The sequence below is a fragment of the Algivirga pacifica genome, assembly GCF_039543525.1.
Classification (GTDB): domain Bacteria; phylum Bacteroidota; class Bacteroidia; order Cytophagales; family Flammeovirgaceae; genus Algivirga; species Algivirga pacifica.
The window spans coordinates 51,102-69,098 of record NZ_BAABJX010000001.1; the positions used below are offsets into that span (position 1 = coordinate 51,102).

Here is a 17,997-nt window from a genome sequence, read left to right on the forward strand (position 1 = left end):
TTTATTTCATCCTTCATCCTTTATCCTTTATCCTTCATCCTTTATCCTTCATCCTTTATCCTTTATCCTTTATCCTTTATCCTTCATCCTTTATCCTTTATCCTTTATCCTTTATCCTTCATCCTTTATCCTTTATCCTTTATCCTTCATCCTTTATCCTTCATCCTTCATCCTTCATCCTTCATTAACAGCAAATTCCCCTATTATTCCCCGCCTCACTAGAATAATCCTATAAAACAACCCCTTGAACGAGGAGAAATCCCCCCTTCTTCCTTTCAGTGTTAGAATATACAACGCCCCTTCAGAAAACGTAAAAGGCAGAAACCCTTACCTTTGCATCTTTAACAAAGCAAAGAATAAACTAAACGATATACAGATGTCAAGCATCGAAACAACTGCAACGCCCGAGAAACAACAGGCTGTTCCGAAAAAAAGCGGAAAAGCACTACTGCCTTTGGGGGTATTTTTGGTAACGTATTTAGGCACTTCTATTATCACTGGAGACTTTTATGCCTTTCCGGCTATCCTGGCATTTTTGGTGGCGGGAGCATCTTCCCTTTTATTGGACTGGAAAACTCCTTTTGCAGAACGCATCGCGTTATTTGCTAAGGGTATGGGACACGGTGATATTATGCAAATGAGCTTGATCTTTATTCTGGCAGGGGCATTCGCACAGGTAGGTAGGGAAATGGGTGCCATTACCTCTACAGTCAACCTTGGACTTACGCTATTGCCGGCTGAGATCTTAGTCGCCGGCCTTTTTGTGGTGGCTTGCTTTATTGCTATTTCCATTGGCACTTCCGTGGGAACCGTCAGTGCCGTAGCACCCATAGGTGTTGCCTTAGCAGAGCAAATAGGACTTCCTTTACCCATGGTGCTAGGCGCAGTAATTGGAGGGGCAATGTTCGGAGACAACCTGTCCATGATTTCCGACACCACCATCGCCGCATCCCGTACACAGGGAGCCAAGATGAGTGATAAGTTTCAGGAGAACTTCAAGATCGTTATGCCTGCGGCAGTCCTAACCATCATCATTTACGTCGTTATGAACTACGGTAATGTCCCTTCTAGTGGAGAGGAATACCCTTACGAATGGATCAAAGTACTCCCTTATGTACTAGTATTATTAGCTGCCGTAGCCGGTGTACATGTGATGATCGTACTCTCTGGAGGTATTCTTATCTCAGGGGCTATCGGACTATATACTGGAGCCTTTAACTGGAAAGCCTACGGAGCTGCCATACAAACCGGTATCAGTGGCATGTCTGAGCTAGTCGTCATGTGTTTAATCATTGGAGGAATGGTTAGTATGATCCGTCATAATGGAGGAATCAACTTTATTATTGATCAAATCCTTAAGCGTGTCAAAAGTAAGAAAGGAGCCGAACTAGGCATAGGTGTATTGATTTCTTTAGTGGGCGCTTGTACGGCCAATAATACGATTGCCATTATAGTTGCAGGTCCCATTGCGAAGGATATCGCTCAGAAATTCCAGATCACCCCTAAAAGGTCTGCCAGTATTCTGGATACCTTTTCCTGCTTTGCACAAGGCATTCTACCTTATGGAGCACAGATTCTGATTGCCGTGGGGATCGCCTCCCAAGCCGTGACTCCACTGCAGATCATGGGCTATATGTTCTACCCTTACCTGATGGGACTGAGCACCCTTCTCTTCATCTTCCTGAAAAAAGATCAGGAAGCGACCACCACCGCCTAAGAACCACTCTTCTCACGGGCGACCCTTGTGGTCGCCCCGACGTAACCTAAAAGCAGTAAACCAAAAGCTAGCAACACCTCCTCCAACGGCAGCCTTTAGAAAAAATTGAGAGCTTCCGTTTTCATAGAGACGGTCGGGCGCCCACAAGGGGCGCCCCGGCGAGGGCACTGCTGTTTATTAACTTTTGTGAAGGCCGAGACCATATAGTTATCTTCTGACTTTTTATCATCGCTGTTCTGCCAGCTACTTCTGGCATCCTCATTATTAACCCAAATACCTACTACAGCGATGTACTATCACCCACTCATTCATAAGCGACGTTCAATTCGCAAGAAAAATCATGATTACAAACAGAAAGGCCTCTACTTTCTCACCATCTCCTGTCAGCATATGAAACGCTTTCACCCCTTTGCTAGAGTTCGATATAAACAGATGGCTCTCTCTTATCCCGGCATGATGGTCGAAGAAGAATGGAAAAAACTCACTAGCCGCTTCGACAACATACGACTACATGCCTTCGTAGTCATGCCCAATCACTTTCATTCAATTTTAGAGATCACCTACAGCAATGAGCATACATCTGCATTAGGGGAAATTGTAGGAGCTTTTAAATCCATCACCACCTGCGAGTACATCAAGGGCATAAAATCAAGAGGATGGAAGCCCTTTCACAAAAGACTCTGGCAAAGGGACTACTGGGACATCATCATACGAGATGAACGGGCGTACTTCAACATCTCCCGTTACATCCACAACAACCCGAAAAAATGGATAGAAACACGTAGTCGATACTGGGAGAGAAGACAGTAACTATAAGCAGCTCGCTCCCGCGCTCCACACTTCTCACGGGCGACCCTCGTGGTCGCCCCGACGTAACCTAAAAGCAGTAAACCAAAAGCTAGCAACAAACCCTCTAACAGCAGCCTTTTAAAAAAAATTGAGAGCTTTCGTTTTCATAGAGACGGTCGGGCGCCCACAAGGGGCGCCCCGGCGGGGGCACTGCTGTTGGCTTGCTTTTGTGCAGATTGAGATACTACTGTCGTTGACTAGCTTTTCTTTCTCTGTCCTCAACTACTTTTTCCATAGCCAACAGTACTCCGTTAGCCGCTAAAAAATACTAACATCCTGCATTTTCATCATTTATAGCTTTTATTGCACCTTCTCTATATTTTTTTTAAAATATTTATATAACATTCTTTAACTTGCATCGTTTTTGAAGGGATAGAAGAAATAACTTCTAATAAAACATGACTACTTCCTTGCCACTTGATTTAGCTAAAAATATGAGAACTTTTATACGCTCGTTAGTACTTATTATAATTAACATTGTACTTTCCAATACATGGATACATGCAACCACATATAATGTTACATTAAGTGGTACAAGCACAAAGGATCTATCATCTATCATTCCAGACCTCAGCCCCACCACAAGCACTCTAAAAGCAGGTGATGTTGTAAATATACAGATCACAAGTGGAACAATAACTTTAATAAATGATTTCAAAACAGCTACAGATGGGAATGGTGGTGAGTTTACTGTCATAATTACAATTGATTATGATAATTCTGGAATCTTATGTGTTGACAAAGACAATAAGTTACTTCTTGCTTCAGGTTCAAGTATCAACGTTTCCTCTTCATGCCCCACTAGTGATGCTATTGTAGATTGTACTAACCCTGGTCTAGGAACTAAAGTAATTGACATCGGAGGCACTGAATATCAATCAGGAGATTTAGACGAAGTTTCATGTTCAGGTAGTACCAACAATGATGGACCTATTAATATAGATTTTTCAGCAACATCTCCACAAGACAAAGCACCTTTCAATGTAGATATCATATGGAGCTCTAACTTTTCCGACAATGCAAGTTTCACGTACGAATATTTACTAGAAGGCGGTGAATCAGGAACTTACTCTACAATAGAATCAGGTTCATTAACCTATAGCGATATGACTTATGATACGAGGTCTTTAATTAATAACACAACAGATCCAGATAACTATTACTATAGACTTACTTTTACTATTACCAATACTAGCTCAAGTGATATAACGATAGACAGTGGTTGTGGATGTACTTTTGAAATTCGAAAAAATGGAAAGTCACTAACAGGCTCTGCCATCACCCCCCTCCCCGTAGAGTTAGCCTACTTCAATGGCAACCGTAAAGAGGGAAATATAGCCCTTTCATGGGCGACTACCTATGAGGAAAATAATGACTATTTCATCGTACAACGCTCTATTGATGGAAAATCATTTGATTCTTTGGATAGGGTAGATGGATATGGAGAAGGGGAAATCGAAGCTGTGACAGAGTATAGCTTTACAGATTTCAACGCTCCATCTGGTATGGTATATTATCGCTTGAAGCAGGTGGATATCGATGGGAAGTTTGAGTACTATAACCTGATGATCAATCCTTCTTCTAGTGTTCGTACGATGGAGGTGAATAGCGGTAAAAACCTTCTTGGAAAAGGAGATAACTATAGTATGCAAATCTATAGCCCAGTGACACAGCAAGTGTATCTGGCATTGGTTAACCAGCAAGGTCAAGTGACGTTTGAGAAGCGTGTGACACTGAAAGGTGGCTATACGATGATCAACGTACCGGAGAAGCAGATTGCTAAGGGGCTTTCGGTCTTGAAGGTGATTAGTGCGAATAAGCAAGAGAGCTTGAAGATACTTCGTCAGTAGACAGTGAGCAGTGAGCAGTGAGCAGTGAGCAGTGAGCAGTGAGCAGTGAGCAGTGAGCAGTGAGCAGTGAGCAGTGAGCAGTGAGCAGTGAGCAGTGAGCAGTGAGCAGTGAGCAAAATTATGACTTTTGTGGGAGCGTTGCTCTTACATTGAAATAAATTTTAAGAAAGAAGCCTCATCCCTTCGGAATGGGGCTTCTTTTTTTTGTGGCCACTGCGGATAGGGATTAGCTACTCAGCTCCTTACGCTTCACACTTCTCACGGGCGACCCTTGTGGTCGCCCCGACGTAACCTAGAAGCAACTAAGCGCAAGGGCGGCCCTCGTGGTCGCCCCGACATCAGCTAAGAGCACCAACACTAAACCGAAGCCTACGCTTTCATAGAAAGGTCTCGGCTGCTCTTACGAAAACAAATTGAAAACTACTCTTTTCATAGAGACGGTCGGGCGCCCACAAGGGGCGCCCCGGCGGGAGTACTGCTGTTTGTTGGCTTTCGTGTAGACTGAGATCTTTGTGCTATAAACTATCGCTTCCTCATGCTACTTCTTCTCACAAGAAATTTTTACTTCTTATTAATTTTTTTAATAAAAAATTGTATTATTTTAGCTTTATAGGGAGTAGCGTTCTATTGGCTACCTTCTAATTTCCACAACGTGCCTGCCTTTTATTTTAAGAATATGAGCAGGCTATGTTATTTTTAGTAATACCCCAAAATGGGATTAGTCCGGAAAAAAACTTATGAAGCGAAAACTTCAATATATTCACGACCAAGATGGTAATATTTCCTCGGTGATCGTTCCTTATGAGGAATGGTTAAAGATCGAGGAATTGTATCAGCAGCTCAAAGAACAATCCTGGGAAGAAGTCTTAGATAAAGCTAACTCAGAGAAAGCCCTGGAGGAGCGCAGTCTCCGTATGCTGGATGAGTTGGTGTCAAAAAAATAGGGTTTGAAATAAAATTTCAAACCCTATCGTTCTTTGTGTGTCTTTGAATGTCTATCAGAGTATCAAAAGATCTTCCCTGCAGCCCCTTCTTACACATTCTTTCTCTCTCTGCTTTTCGTTCATTGGTCAATCGCAAATGAAATGACTGGATACTTTTCCAAACTTTGTATTCAATAGTTCAGGAAAGTGGTTCCTGTTTTTCTTGTAAAGTCTTACTGACTTTATACGGGTGCTTCAGCTATCAATAGATGCAAGGGGTACGCCTTAGCGTCTCTTCTTATCCAACTTCACCATATTCTTCTTCACTTCTTGTAAATACATTGCGTCTTGTTTTAGGATTTGCTCTCTGTTCATTGCACTAAAATTTTGAGATGAAGGAATAAATTATGATGTCAATTTTAACCGAAACCGGTTGCGTAAAATACGCGTAGAACGAAATACTTGGTACATATTTCCTTATTGGTTCATTACAAATATAACTGACATAGTAAACATTCCCACCCCTAAAGAATTGATAATCTTACGCTAAGGGATATTTTTATACTTCAACCCTTAGCAGTGAAATTGGTGATTAACATCAATAAAAATAGAAGAATACATCGTAATTCTTAGATCTTGAAAATTATTCATTTGTTTTGTGCAAAATAAAAATGCACTAAACACGTTAAATGTTACTCACTTGTATTTTTTTAAGATTTATTTGCATCACTTGCTTTTAAGTCATGTAGCCTTTTTTGTTGTTGAATCGTTGAATTTCTCCTTCGGAGAGTTGAATTGAGCTTCGCTCGTTGATTTGAGTTGAACTGTTTATTGAGCTGTTGTATACTTTTCAATTAACAAATCAACTCGAATCAAGACGCCATGTAATGGAGCGAAGCTCCATTCAACGAATCAACCGCTTACTGTATTCCTCCGAAGCATAAGTATTTTACCTCTACAAATTCCTCTAATCCATAGAAAGATCCTTCTCTTCCTACCCCACTTTCCTTTACACCTCCAAATGGCGCTACGGCAGTTGAAATCATTCCTGTATTGATCCCTACCATACCGTACTCCAGCCCTTCAGCAACTTTCCATATTCTACGGATATTATTTCCATAAAAGTAAGAAGCTAGGCCATACTCCGTGTTATTGGCAGCTGCAATCACCTCTTCATCGGTTTCAAATTTGTATACGGGTGCTACTGGACCAAAAATCTCTTCATGGGTGACCTTCATTTCCTCTGATACTTGTGAAAGTACTGTAGGCTGAAAGAATGTACCTCCCAACTGATGTCGCTCTCCTCCTGTTGTTACTTTTGCTCCTTTTTCTATAGCATCCTTCACTAGTCCTTCTACCTTTTCCAATGCTGCCGTATTAATCAATGGCCCTATTTCATTTCCTTTCTCCAGACCGGAACCTACATTAAGCTTATTTACAGCCTCACTTAGTTTTTCAACAAAAGCATCATAGATCCCTGCCTGCGCATAGATACGGTTGGCACACACACAAGTCTGTCCTGCATTTCTATACTTGGAAGCAATAGCCCCCTCTACCGCCTCATCCAAGTCCGCGTCATCAAACACAATAAAAGGTGCATTTCCTCCTAGCTCCATGGATACTTTTTTGACGGTATCTGCTGATTGCTTCATCAGGATTTTACCTACTCTGGTTGATCCCGTAAAAGACAATTTTCTTACTACCGAGCTTTTCGTCAAGGTCTCCCCTACTTCCGCTGCATTACTCGAGGTCACTATGTTTAATACACCCTCCGGAAATCCTGCTCGCTCTGCCAGTTCTGCCAAAGCCAATGCGGATAAAGGAGTATCTTCTGCCGGCTTAATCACCACCGTACATCCGGCCGCCAAAGCTGGTGCTACCTTGCGAGTAATCATCGCATTGGGAAAGTTCCAAGGCGTAATCGCTGCCACAACCCCCACAGGCTGCTTTAGGACTACAATACGTTTATCAACACCATGTCCGGGTATAACATCTCCATATACTCGCTTGGCTTCTTCGGCGTACCACTCCACGAAGGATGCTCCATAGCGTATCTCTCCCAATGCTTCTGCCAGCGGTTTCCCTTGTTCAGTCGTTAGGATCAAGGCCAAATCCTCGGCATGCTCCATCTGTAAGTCAAACCATTTTCGAAGAATCGTAGAACGCTCCCCTGCCGTTTTATTTTTCCAAACGTCAAAGGCTTTCTCGGCAGCATCAATGGCTTGCTGCACATCCTCTTTTTTCATATCGGCTACCTCAGTAATTACCGCCCCATCAAAGGGGTTCGTAATTGGATAGGTCGCTCCATTTTGGGCTGCTGTCCATTGCCCATTTACGTATGCTTTATTTTGTAAAAGCGAAGGATCTTTTAGTTGCATCGCCTTGGTTAATTTTTAATTATTAATGAAGAATTTTTAATTAGCACAGGGCGAGGCCCTTTGCTATTACTACCCGAACACTAGTCCTAGCATCCACACTTACGTTCATCGTTGAGCGTGGACGCTCAACTTATGTTGTGGTCGTAACGTGGACGTTACGACCAGATAGCAAAAATTAATAACTGCTCACTGCTCACTGTTCACTGTTCACTGCTCACTGTTCATTGCTCATCGCTTCTGCAAAAATCTCCAGCGCCTCCTCTATCTGCTCCTCCGTTACCACCAATGGTGGAATCCATCGCAATACATTCTTATAGCTTCCACAGGATAGCAGTAATAATTTTTTCTTCAAGCAAGCCTGTAATACACGAGATGTTGTCTCAGGATCTGGTTTACCATCAGCTTTTGTAAACTCGGTTCCGACCATCAGGCCTTTGCCTCTTATATCTCCAATCACAGGATATTTCTCCTGTAATTTTCTTAAGCCCTCCATCAATTGAGCACCTCTTGCGGCTGCATTCTCTATCAAGCCTTCTTCATAAATCACATCAATGGTCGCACAAGCCGCAGCAGAGGCGATCGCACTTCCTCCTCCGTAGGTTCCACCGTGAGTTCCTGGTAGCCATTTACTCATAATCTCTTCCGTAGAAGCGATCCCTGAAATAGGTAAGCCACTTCCCAATCCTTTAGCCATCACAATAATATCAGGCTTTACTTCAGCATGTTCAAAGCAGAAAAGTTTACCTGTTCTACCAAAACCACTTTGCACTTCATCCAATACCAAAAGAATACCATGCTCATCACAGATCTCTCTTAGTTTTTGTAGGAACTTAGCCGGTGCAGGGGTATAACCACCTTCTCCCAAGATAGGTTCTATGATAATTGCTGCCGTTTCCTCCGGTGCTGTTTGTCCTTGGAATAATAAATCCAATTGCTGCAAACAAAAATCTGTCGCCTCATCCTCTGACCATCCATAGTAATAACTTGCAGGGAAAGGACTGACAAAAACACCTCCCGGAAGGGGTTGGTACTTGTAACGGTACACCGTTTTAGAAGTTGTCATGGCCATAGCCATATGCGTTCTGCCATGAAAACTTCCCTGGAATACGATCACATGCTGTCTACCTGTCGCTTGCTTAGCTAACTTGACACAAGCCTCTGTTGCCTCTGCCCCACTATTGGCAAAGAAAAAACGATTGATATGCTCCGGTGTAAGGGTATTTAGCTTTTCTGCCAACTTTACAGTTGTAGGAGGAATCACACAGTTCATCTGTCCAAAAAGCAACTCTGTGGATTGTTGCTGAATAGCTTCTACCACTTTTGGATGGCAATGTCCGGTATTCACTACTCCAATCCCTGAGGTAAAGTCCGTATAGCGGTTTTCTTCCTCATCATATAAATAAATTCCTTCTCCTTTTACAGGTTGTATATCCGTAAGGTGTGTCCAAACAGGTGAAAGCAGCTCTGTTTGACTTAATGTTGCTGTTGTCATTTGTTCTTGAAGTTTTAAAGTGTTGTTTGTTTAAAGGGCAGTCCAGATCGCTTTTTCCTGCGTATATAAATCGATGGCACTTTTGCCCATTTCTTTACCCATACCGCTTTCCTTGAAGCCTCCGAAAGGTACGGCTGCATCAAACATATCATAGCCATTGATCCAGATCGTTCCTGCCTTTACCTCATTCGCAAAATGATACGCCTGCTTCAGGTCTCTACTCCAAATCGCCGCTGCCAATCCATAAGGGGTATTATTGGCTCTATGGATAATCTCTTCTAGATTATCAAAAGAAGATACTGCCGCTACCGGACCAAATATTTCTTCTTTAGCAATCGATAGTTCATCATTTTGGTGTGCAAAAATCGTCGGTGGCAAGAAATACCCATCGGCTAATGCTCCTTCTACTCGTGCTCCTCCTAGTAATAACTCAGCACCCTCTTCCTTTCCTTTCACGATATATTCACTGACACGATGAAGTTGTTGCTCGCTGATCATTGGTCCCAGATCAGGATTCTCCAATCCATTCCCTATGGTTAATTGAGAAGCTTTTTGAATTAGCCCTTCCAATACCTGATCATAGATTTCTTTTTGGATATATAATCTGGAACCAAGCGTACACTCCTGCCCGGAGTTATAGAAACTACACCAATGTACACTTTCCAGTACCTGCTCCAAATCGGCATCTTTCATAATCACATTTGGGGACTTACCACCCAGTTCAAGGCTTACTTTCTTCAGGTTACTCTTGGCCGCCGTCTCCATAATTCTCCTACCCACTGCAGTTGATCCAGTAAAGCTTACCTTATCCACATCCATATGGGCACAAATTGCTTCTCCTGTTGGTAATCCTGGCCCTGTTACCACATTCACCACCCCTGCTGGAAACCCTGCCTCTGTCACTAATTTCCCAAGATATAAAGCAGTCAAGGGTGTTTGCTCCGCCGGCTTCAAAATACAAGTATTTCCACAAGCCAAGGCAGGTGCCAATTTCCAGGCAGCCATCATAATCGGAAAGTTCCAAGGTACAATCAGTCCTACTACACCCAGTGCTTCTCTACGGGTAAAAGCCATACGGTTGCCTGCTACTGGAAGGGTATTCCCTTCTATTTTAGTAGGCCAACCAGCATAATAGCGGAAGTGAGCAATGGCGCTATCTACATCATAAGCAGCTTTCTCCAAAGGTTTTCCATTATCCAAACACTCCAGTTCCATCAATACCTGCTTATCCCTTTCCATCAAATCTGCCAAGGTCCACATTAATTGAGCCTTCTCTGCTGGGGCAGTATATTTCCACTCTTGCTCAAAGACGGTACGGGCTGCCTTTACGGCCTGATCAACATCCTCTGCAGAGGCAATGGGAATCTCTGCGATAACGGTTCCATTGGCTGGGTTGACAGTGGGGCAAGTCTGGGCATCTTTGGCAGCTACCCACTCTCCGTTGACCAGCATCTTTTGGGGAGACTCCAGAAAACGCAAAGTTTTTTCCTGAAGTTTGGTTGTAATTTCTGAAAGCATCTCTTATGTATAGTTTTGAAGTTTATAGTTGAGGCGACTTACGTCGCTGGTTGAGTGGCACTCCGTGCCGTTGAGTAGCCCTTCGGGCTGTTGAGAAAGAGCAGTACTACAAAATCTCAACATACGAAGCCTACACCATGTAATGGCTCAACGGAGCGAAGCTCCACTCAACGGCACGGAGTGCCACTCAACCAGCGGCATAAGCCGCCTCAACTGTCCGTTGTTTATTCAAACTTAATTAAACGGTATAATACTCACCCCAACTTCTGGGCTGTATTAAGCACAGCATGCAATAGAACATCAGTTCCGTCAATCACATCCTGTTTCTTGGCACTCTCCAGTTCGTTATGACTTAGCCCATCTTTACAAGGAATAAAAATCATACTGGTAGGTACTACCCTGGAAATATATACGGAATCATGTCCGGCACCACTCACCATTTCCATCGCAGAAACGCCTAAGTGCTTCGTAGCTTCCCGTACTGCAGCTATACAGTTTTCATCAAAGGCTACCGGAGCGGAATACCAGATTTCATCTACTTCAGCCTCTAGCTCTGTACGTTGCACATGACCTTGGACGATGTCTCTAAACTTGTGATCCATTTCTGCAAGGGTATCGGTATCGGGATGTCTTAAATCTACTGCGATTGTGACATGGGCAGGCACTGTATTGCGTACTCCCGGAGTAGCTTTTAGCTCTCCAATAGTTACTCGGGCATGAGGGGCAAACTCATCAGCCAAAGCATATAATTCTTGTAATATATCAATAGCTCCCTTTACGGGATCTTTTCGCATTTCCATTGGGGAGGGACCTGCATGGGTTTCTTTTCCTTTTACAGTAAGGTCATACCAACGGATACCTTGTACCCCTGTCACAACTCCTACAGACTTTTCTTCAGCTTCGAGGATCGGTCCTTGCTCGATATGCACCTCAAAAGCCGCTGCATACGAACGTCCTCCTACAGGTTGTTCTCCTAAAAAATTGATGGACTCCAAGGCCTCTTTCAAAGTAATTCCTTCCTTATCCTGACGACTATATGCATACTCTAAGGTAAATGCTCCAGCATATACTCCAGAGCCAATCATAGCCGGAGCAAAGCGAGCGCCTTCCTCATTCGTCCAGGAAACTACCTCAATAGGTGCTTCAGTCTCTATATGGTAATCATTTAATGTTTGGATTACTTCTAGTCCTGCTAATACTCCGTATACTCCATCGTACTTTCCTCCAGTAGGCTGACTATCCAGATGGCTACCAATCAATATAGCAGGAAGGTCATTGTTCTTCCCCGGTCGGCGGGCAAAGATATTCCCCATCTGATCCACCTCAATAGAGCACCCTGCTTCCTTGCACCAATGTATAAACAGCTCTCTTCCTTGTCGATCTTCCTCGGTAAGCGTTACACGACACACCCCTCCTTTAGGGGTTCCACCTATTTGGGCTATCTCCATCAACTGTCTCCAGTGACGTTCACCATTTACTCTAAGAGTTGATGGTACTGCAATGGTCGTTTTTGGTTCCATTTCCAAAAAGTTTTTAAGGTCAAAAATAGGATCAAGCTTTTGTTCAAGCTTAATCTTTATAGTGAGACCAATGCAATACCAATGAGCATCTTCTGTTGAATCGTTGAATTTCACCTTCGATGAGTTGAATTGAGCTTCGCTCGTTGATTCGAGTTGAATTGTTTGTTGAAATATTTAATCGTATTCAATCAACAGTGCAACTCGATTCAACGATTCAACCAGCAGCGTAAGATGCCTCAACGATTCAACCGTTGTTAAGAATGTTGTACCTCTACCTCCTTGGTTTCAGCCTTCTCGGTAAATACTCTTCCTACATCATGTGACGCCCACTTCAGTACCTGAAAATATACTGTAGTATGGGTATCATGTACGCCGTCAATGGTATTGATGGACTCATGCATTAAAGTCATTAAATGTTTATTGTCCTTACACTGAAGGTTGATCTCCAAATCATGATCTCCCGAAGTGTAGGCCAAGAATGATATCTCGTCAATATTTAATAGTGCCTCAGCAACTGCATCTAGCTTAGAAATCGGTTTTACATCTACCGTCACTCGAGCATACGCATTAAAGCCAGCCTTCACGGGGTCTGTCCAACCGATAATATGTAGTACATTTTCCTGTACCAGCTTATTGTAACGGTTTCTTACCGTACCTACCGATACGCCCATTTCCTCGGCTATATCTGTAAAGGATTTTCGTCCGTCCTCTTGTAAATGTGCCAGGATTGAAAAATCCAGGCTATCTAATGAAATACTTGTTCCTTGTTCCACAGCAATAATTCATTTGGTCATTTGTAAATATATGTCAATAGCTATTCTATAAAGAGTATAAAACCCTGGGAATACCTCACACACATTATAAAATTTGAAAAACGTGAATTGAATAGATTTTTCAAAGATACCAAAAAGAAATAATACTGTATTTTCCCTAATGAATCCCTCAATACATTATTGCATTATTTTCAATCAATGTTAGATGTCAACACCTTTCTTTATTATATTTTAGAAAACATCCTATGTACCAGTATTCATTATTACTTTAATTAAACTTTATATTTTCTCAATAGATTACAAATTTTTGATTCCGTACTCATATAAAAGAGTAAAAGCAGAAAATAAGACTATTTTTTTGACAAAAATATAAATAATTAATTAAAGTGTGTATATTTTGCAAAATAAATACTTTAAAATACACTTTTTGCACTGAACACACCTTTAATCCCTTGATAAAGCATGGTAACACAAGAAGCTACACAAAATCAGACAAAACAGGCTTGGGAAAAAGATAAAGCACATATCATACATCCCTACGCTAACTTTGAAAAATTTGCAGAAGAAGGCTCTGTAATTTATGCAGAAGGACATCAGCACTGGATTTATGACGCCGATGGTAACCGTTATTTGGATGGTATTGCGGGTCTATGGTGCGTAAACGCAGGTCATGGAAGAGAAGACATCGCTGCAACAATGGCAGAGCAAGCCAAAAAAATGGCTTACTATAATACTTTTGAAGATGCTTCTTCTATCCCTGCCTCTGAACTGGCTGCTGAATTAGCTCGTCTTTCACCGGGTTCCCTTAACCATGTCTTCTTTGGCACGGGTGGCTCCATGGCCAACGATACGGCGATCAAAATGGCCCACTATTATTTTAACCTAAAGGGAATGCCCAAGAAGAAAAAGGTGATCTCCAGAGACCTCGCTTATCATGGCAGTACTTTCCTTGCTCACACCTTAACGGGGATTGCCTCTACACAAATAGGGTTTGACCTTGTAAAAGACTTAGTACATTACGTTTCAGCTCCTTATACGTATAGACGTCCTGAAGGAATGGATGAAGCACAATTCTGTGACTTCCTTATTCAGGAGTTAGAAGAAAAAATCATTGCCTTAAACCCTGAAGAAGTGGCTTGTTTTATCGCAGAGCCTATATTGGGTGCTGGAGGAGTATTAGTCCCTCCTAAAGGGTATCATAAAAGAAGCTGGGAGCTGTGTAAGAAATATGATATTCTTTATATTTCTGATGAGGTGGTTACAGCCTTTGGACGCTTGGGCCATATGGTTACCTCCAAGGATATGTTCGAGGTAGAACCGGACATGCTAGTAATGGCAAAGGGTATTTCCTCTGGTTATATCCCATTGGGAGCTACTATGGTTTCTGATGAAATCTATGAGGTCATCAGCCAACCAAAAAAGGCCAATCCTTATTTTTCGCATGGCTTTACCTATTCCGGACATGCACTGGCTTGTGCTGTTGGGTTAAAAAACATTCAAATTCTGGAAGAAGAAGGGTTCTGTCAGCACGTACAACAATGGGGACCTTATTTCGAGCAACAGCTTAAAACACTGGAAGACCTTCCTATCGTGGGTGATATTCGAGGTAGTCACTATATGCTATGTATTGAAAACGTTGCCAACAAAGCGACTAAAGAAGGGTTTGGTGACGAAGTAGCTATTGCCAAGCGTATCTATCACCACGCCAAGAATAGAGGATTGATTATTCGTCCTATTGGACCTTTGAATGTGCTTTCTCCTCCTTTGACGTATGATAAAGCAGCTATTGACGAAACTGTCGACATTCTAAGAAGCAGTATCAAAGCGACGATGGATGATTTGGTGAGGGAGAATATTTGGAATATATAAAGTCAGGAGCGATCATAATTAAGGGCGATCACAAGGGTCGCCCCTGCGTTGAACTTCAACACAATTCATATACTATGACTAACAGAGCAAGCAAAAGCTGGCCGATATTGTGGGCTACCCTCTCCTTGAGTGGTGTACTCTTCCAATGTCAGGCTCCCAGTACTAAAAGCGTTACGCAGGAAACTGCCACAGAAACCCCAAAAGTATATCGACAAGCTGCCGAGTTTGAAGAGCAAAAAGGGGTGTGGCTTATCTGGCCTCCTGCCGAGCACAAACAAGGATACTCCAATAAAGCTGTTACGCTAAAGATTATCGAGCAATTAATCAATCACACTTCTGTAACGGTATCTTGTGCCAATGATTCTCTTTATCAAGATGCTCAGAAACATATCAAGCAGCAATTTCCTGAGGCTTCTATTGAGATCACCAAAGTTCCTTCTGTAGAACTATGGGCCAGAGATATGGGACCTGTTATTGTGGAAGGAGAAAATGGAGAGCATATCATGGCTGACTTCAACTTTGATGCTTGGGGGTATTCAGACTCTACTGATAAGGATACCCAAATCGAAGAACAATTTGATGTCGCTATTGCAAAAAAGCTAAACCTTCCGGTGATCTCCACCCCTATGATTAGTGAAGGAGGTGACCGGGAAGTAAATGGTAAAGGAACACTCCTGACGGTAGAGACGGTAGAGCAAGGGCGTAACCCATCCATGAGCAAAACCGAAATGGAGGCCGAATTCAAGCGTATGCTAGGGGTTTCCAACGTTATTTGGCTCAAACAAGGGCTAAAAGAAGACGACCATACTTTCTTGGGACCAATTGAAGCGGAAGAGGGCTTGAAGGCTTATACGGTAATCACTACGAATGGCCATATCGATGAGTTTTGTCGTTTTGTCAATGACTCTACCGTACTGCTCGCAGAGGTAGATCCTGAAGACCTGCATGACCCTATTGCTAAGGAGAACCACCGTCGCATGGAGGAAAACTATCAAATCCTAAAAAATGCGACAGACCAGGACGGAAAACCTTTGCGCATCGTACGTATGCCACTACCTAAAACTATTTTGGCTAAAATGCAGCCGGGAGATCCTGTCTACGACTATATCAGTACACTAGATTATCAAGATGGGTCTACGTTCCCTCAAGGCGAAGAAATCCATGTAGTCGCCGCAGCTAGTTACCTCAACTTCCTGATCAGCAACGAGGTGGTGATTGGACAAAAATACTGGAAAGAAGGAATGGACACAGCTATCAAAGAAAGAGATGCACAAGCGAAAGCTGTTTTGGAAAGTGTATTTCCTGATCGCCAAGTCATCATGCTGGATGCCTTATCCATTAACTTAGGTGGTGGAGGTATTCACTGTATCAGCATGCAGCTCCCTGCTGCTAGACCTACTGCACTATAAATTACTGCTTAGACATTTTTTTGTTCATGTTGTTTAATTGAGCTTCGCTCGTTCATGATGTTTAGTTGAAAAAAAAATAAAACAACTAAACATCATGAATGCAATTGCAGAGCAATTGCAATTAAACATCATGAACAACCACTAAGCTGCTTTCATTTTTTGATAAAACAATACCCAACTACATATGAATCACTTACTGCTGGAAGCCTCCATTTCCCCTAACTTTGGGATATGGAGTTTAATTCCAACCCTTGTTGTCATTGTACTGGCGATTTGGACGCACAAAACATTTGAATCGTTGATGGGAGGTGCTATCGTCGGTTTCGTCATGCTCCATCAACTTGACTTTTTTAATGCTTTCACCACCACCCTTTCTTCCGTCATGATGGACGAGGTGATTGTGTGGGTTATTTTAGTTTGTGGACTCTTTGGGTCCTTGATACATCTACTGGTGAAATCTGGAGGTTCCCTGGCCTTTGCTGAGGCTGTCAGTAAATATGTACATGGCAAAAGAGGTGCCTTGGTGATCACCTGGCTATTGGGGCTTTCTATCTTTATTGATGATTATCTCAATGCCTTAACGGTGGGTACCTCCATGAAAAAAGTAACTGATCGCTATAAGGTCTCTCGAGAGATGCTCGCTTATATCGTTGACTCTACCGCTGCTCCTGTTTGTGTTCTCATCCCTTTCTCCACCTGGGCCATTTATGTCTCCGGGCTACTGGAAGATCAGGGAGTTGCGACTGCTGGAGAAGGATTAAGCACTTATATTCAGGCAACCCCTTATTTCTTTTATGGGTGGGTTGCGTTTCTATTGGTTCCCTTAGTAGCCTTAGGAATTATCCCTCCTATTGGAGCCATGAAAAAAGCTGAGCTCAGGGCGCAAACTGGAGAACTGGCACCTCCAAAGTCAGATGCCATAGGATTGGAAATTGAAGGTCCAGAACAAAAAGAAAACACTAAACTCCTTCACTTTATTCTTCCTATCCTGGTACTCATTGGGGCAACGATCGCATTTGGCATTGATGCCCAAAAAGGGGTAATGACCGCCATTACTTTTACTATATTCTATTACCTGATCGACAAGGTGATGGATTTTAGCACTGCCCTTAAAAGCGTTTTTGACGGTTTCAAAACCATGCTATATGCTCTGGCTATTATCATTATGTCCTTTGTTTTGAAAGAGGTCAACGAAGATATGGGGCTAACACAGTTTGTTATCGATAGCGTTACACCTTGGATGAGCAAGGCGATGCTCCCTGCCATTACCTTCATAGCCCTGGCAACAATCACCTTTGCTACAGGATCCTTTTGGGGTGCTTATGCCATCTCTCTACCTATCATTATACCATTGGCACAAACGATGGGCGTAGACCAATGGTTGGCGATAGGTTCAGTCGTTAGTGCAGGCGCCTTCGGTTCCCACGCCTGTTTCTATGGAGATGCTACGATCTTATCTTCCTCAGCCTCGGGATGCAATAATATGGCCCATGTATTGACACAATTGCCTTATGCGCTTATTGCTGGTGTAGTATCGGTAGGGTTGTACTTAGCCCTAGGATTTATGCTATAAGCTCTGTTGAATCCGTTACACGGCGTCTCAAATTTCACCTTTGGTGAGTTGAATTGAGCTTCGCTCGTGGAATCGAGTTGAACTGTTGATTGAAGTTCATCTATACTCAATCAACAGTTCAACTCA

Annotated in this window: 12 protein-coding genes; 7 read left to right on the plus strand and 5 right to left on the minus strand. The window is 42.7% G+C overall.

The window, feature by feature from the left end; all coding sequences use genetic code 11:
* The first annotated feature begins 376 nt into the window (after positions 1–376).
* From ABD985_RS00215 to ABD985_RS00230, 4 genes are all read left to right on the plus strand, one after another.
* Positions 377–1,717 carry a Na+/H+ antiporter NhaC family protein gene (locus ABD985_RS00215; RefSeq protein WP_345368390.1) on the plus strand — a complete coding sequence of 447 codons (1,341 nt, stop codon included), beginning with the start codon at positions 377–379 and terminating at the stop codon, positions 1,715–1,717.
* Between the two features lie 288 nt (positions 1,718–2,005).
* Positions 2,006–2,527, plus strand: a complete 522-nt coding sequence (locus tag ABD985_RS00220) for a transposase (RefSeq protein WP_345368391.1) — start codon at positions 2,006–2,008, stop codon at positions 2,525–2,527.
* Positions 2,528–3,000: 473 nt separating this feature from the next.
* Positions 3,001–4,416, plus strand: a complete 1,416-nt coding sequence (locus tag ABD985_RS00225) for a hypothetical protein (RefSeq protein ID WP_345368392.1) — start codon at positions 3,001–3,003, stop codon at positions 4,414–4,416.
* 737 nt (positions 4,417–5,153) lie between these two features.
* On the plus strand, positions 5,154–5,360 hold the full coding sequence (locus tag ABD985_RS00230; protein ID WP_345368393.1) for a hypothetical protein: 207 nt from the start codon (positions 5,154–5,156) through the stop codon (positions 5,358–5,360).
* Positions 5,361–6,259: 899 nt separating this feature from the next.
* On the opposite strand, the gene ABD985_RS00235 is transcribed toward ABD985_RS00230, so the two are convergent.
* From ABD985_RS00235 to ABD985_RS00255, 5 genes are all read right to left on the minus strand, one after another.
* Entirely contained in the window at positions 6,260–7,717 is a 1,458-nt protein-coding gene (locus ABD985_RS00235; protein WP_345368394.1) for an NAD-dependent succinate-semialdehyde dehydrogenase, read from the minus strand.
* Positions 7,718–7,931: 214 nt separating this feature from the next.
* Positions 7,932–9,209 (minus strand): aspartate aminotransferase family protein, encoded by a 1,278-nt coding sequence (locus tag ABD985_RS00240; protein ID WP_345368395.1) that lies wholly within the window; start codon positions 9,207–9,209, stop codon positions 7,932–7,934.
* Between the two features lie 30 nt (positions 9,210–9,239).
* Complete coding sequence (locus tag ABD985_RS00245) at positions 9,240–10,727, minus strand: aldehyde dehydrogenase family protein (protein ID WP_345368396.1); 1,488 nt, start codon at positions 10,725–10,727, stop codon at positions 9,240–9,242.
* Between the two features lie 254 nt (positions 10,728–10,981).
* Complete coding sequence (locus ABD985_RS00250; RefSeq protein WP_345368397.1) at positions 10,982–12,247, minus strand: Zn-dependent hydrolase; 1,266 nt, start codon at positions 12,245–12,247, stop codon at positions 10,982–10,984.
* 254 nt (positions 12,248–12,501) lie between these two features.
* Positions 12,502–13,020: an Lrp/AsnC family transcriptional regulator gene (locus ABD985_RS00255; RefSeq protein WP_345368398.1), complete on the minus strand. Its 519-nt coding sequence runs from the start codon at positions 13,018–13,020 to the stop codon at positions 12,502–12,504.
* A 462-nt stretch (positions 13,021–13,482) separates the two neighbouring features.
* Between ABD985_RS00255 and ABD985_RS00260 the strand changes: the two genes are divergently transcribed.
* The 3 genes from ABD985_RS00260 (at position 13,483) to ABD985_RS00270 (ending at position 17,871) form a co-directional block, all read left to right on the plus strand.
* Complete coding sequence (locus tag ABD985_RS00260) at positions 13,483–14,889, plus strand: aminotransferase (RefSeq protein ID WP_345368399.1); 1,407 nt, start codon at positions 13,483–13,485, stop codon at positions 14,887–14,889.
* 74 nt (positions 14,890–14,963) lie between these two features.
* Positions 14,964–16,298, plus strand: coding sequence for an agmatine deiminase family protein (locus tag ABD985_RS00265; RefSeq protein ID WP_345368400.1), 1,335 nt, complete (start codon positions 14,964–14,966; stop codon positions 16,296–16,298).
* A gap of 184 nt (positions 16,299–16,482) precedes the next feature.
* The gene (locus tag ABD985_RS00270; protein WP_345368401.1) at positions 16,483–17,871 is read left to right on the plus strand and encodes a Na+/H+ antiporter NhaC family protein; all 1,389 of its coding nucleotides are present in this window, start codon (positions 16,483–16,485) and stop codon (positions 17,869–17,871) included.
* Positions 17,872–17,997 lie beyond the last annotated feature (126 nt).

Excerpts from the sequence above, each read along its gene's own strand:
- ABD985_RS00260 (WP_345368399.1), top strand. The coding sequence starts at position 13,483 with ATGGTAACACAAGAAGCTACACAAAATCAGACAAAACAGGCTTGGGAA.
- ABD985_RS00230 (WP_345368393.1), top strand. The coding sequence starts at position 5,154 with ATGAAGCGAAAACTTCAATATATTCACGACCAAGATGGTAATATTTCC.
- ABD985_RS00215 (WP_345368390.1), top strand. The coding sequence starts at position 377 with ATGTCAAGCATCGAAACAACTGCAACGCCCGAGAAACAACAGGCTGTT.
- ABD985_RS00245 (WP_345368396.1), bottom strand. The coding sequence starts at position 10,727 with ATGCTTTCAGAAATTACAACCAAACTTCAGGAAAAAACTTTGCGTTTT.
- ABD985_RS00220 (WP_345368391.1), top strand. The coding sequence starts at position 2,006 with ATGTACTATCACCCACTCATTCATAAGCGACGTTCAATTCGCAAGAAA.
- ABD985_RS00235 (WP_345368394.1), bottom strand. The coding sequence starts at position 7,717 with ATGCAACTAAAAGATCCTTCGCTTTTACAAAATAAAGCATACGTAAAT.
- ABD985_RS00240 (WP_345368395.1), bottom strand. The coding sequence starts at position 9,209 with ATGACAACAGCAACATTAAGTCAAACAGAGCTGCTTTCACCTGTTTGG.
- ABD985_RS00250 (WP_345368397.1), bottom strand. The coding sequence starts at position 12,247 with ATGGAACCAAAAACGACCATTGCAGTACCATCAACTCTTAGAGTAAAT.
- ABD985_RS00270 (WP_345368401.1), top strand. The coding sequence starts at position 16,483 with ATGAATCACTTACTGCTGGAAGCCTCCATTTCCCCTAACTTTGGGATA.
- ABD985_RS00265 (WP_345368400.1), top strand. The coding sequence starts at position 14,964 with ATGACTAACAGAGCAAGCAAAAGCTGGCCGATATTGTGGGCTACCCTC.
- ABD985_RS00225 (WP_345368392.1), top strand. The coding sequence starts at position 3,001 with ATGAGAACTTTTATACGCTCGTTAGTACTTATTATAATTAACATTGTA.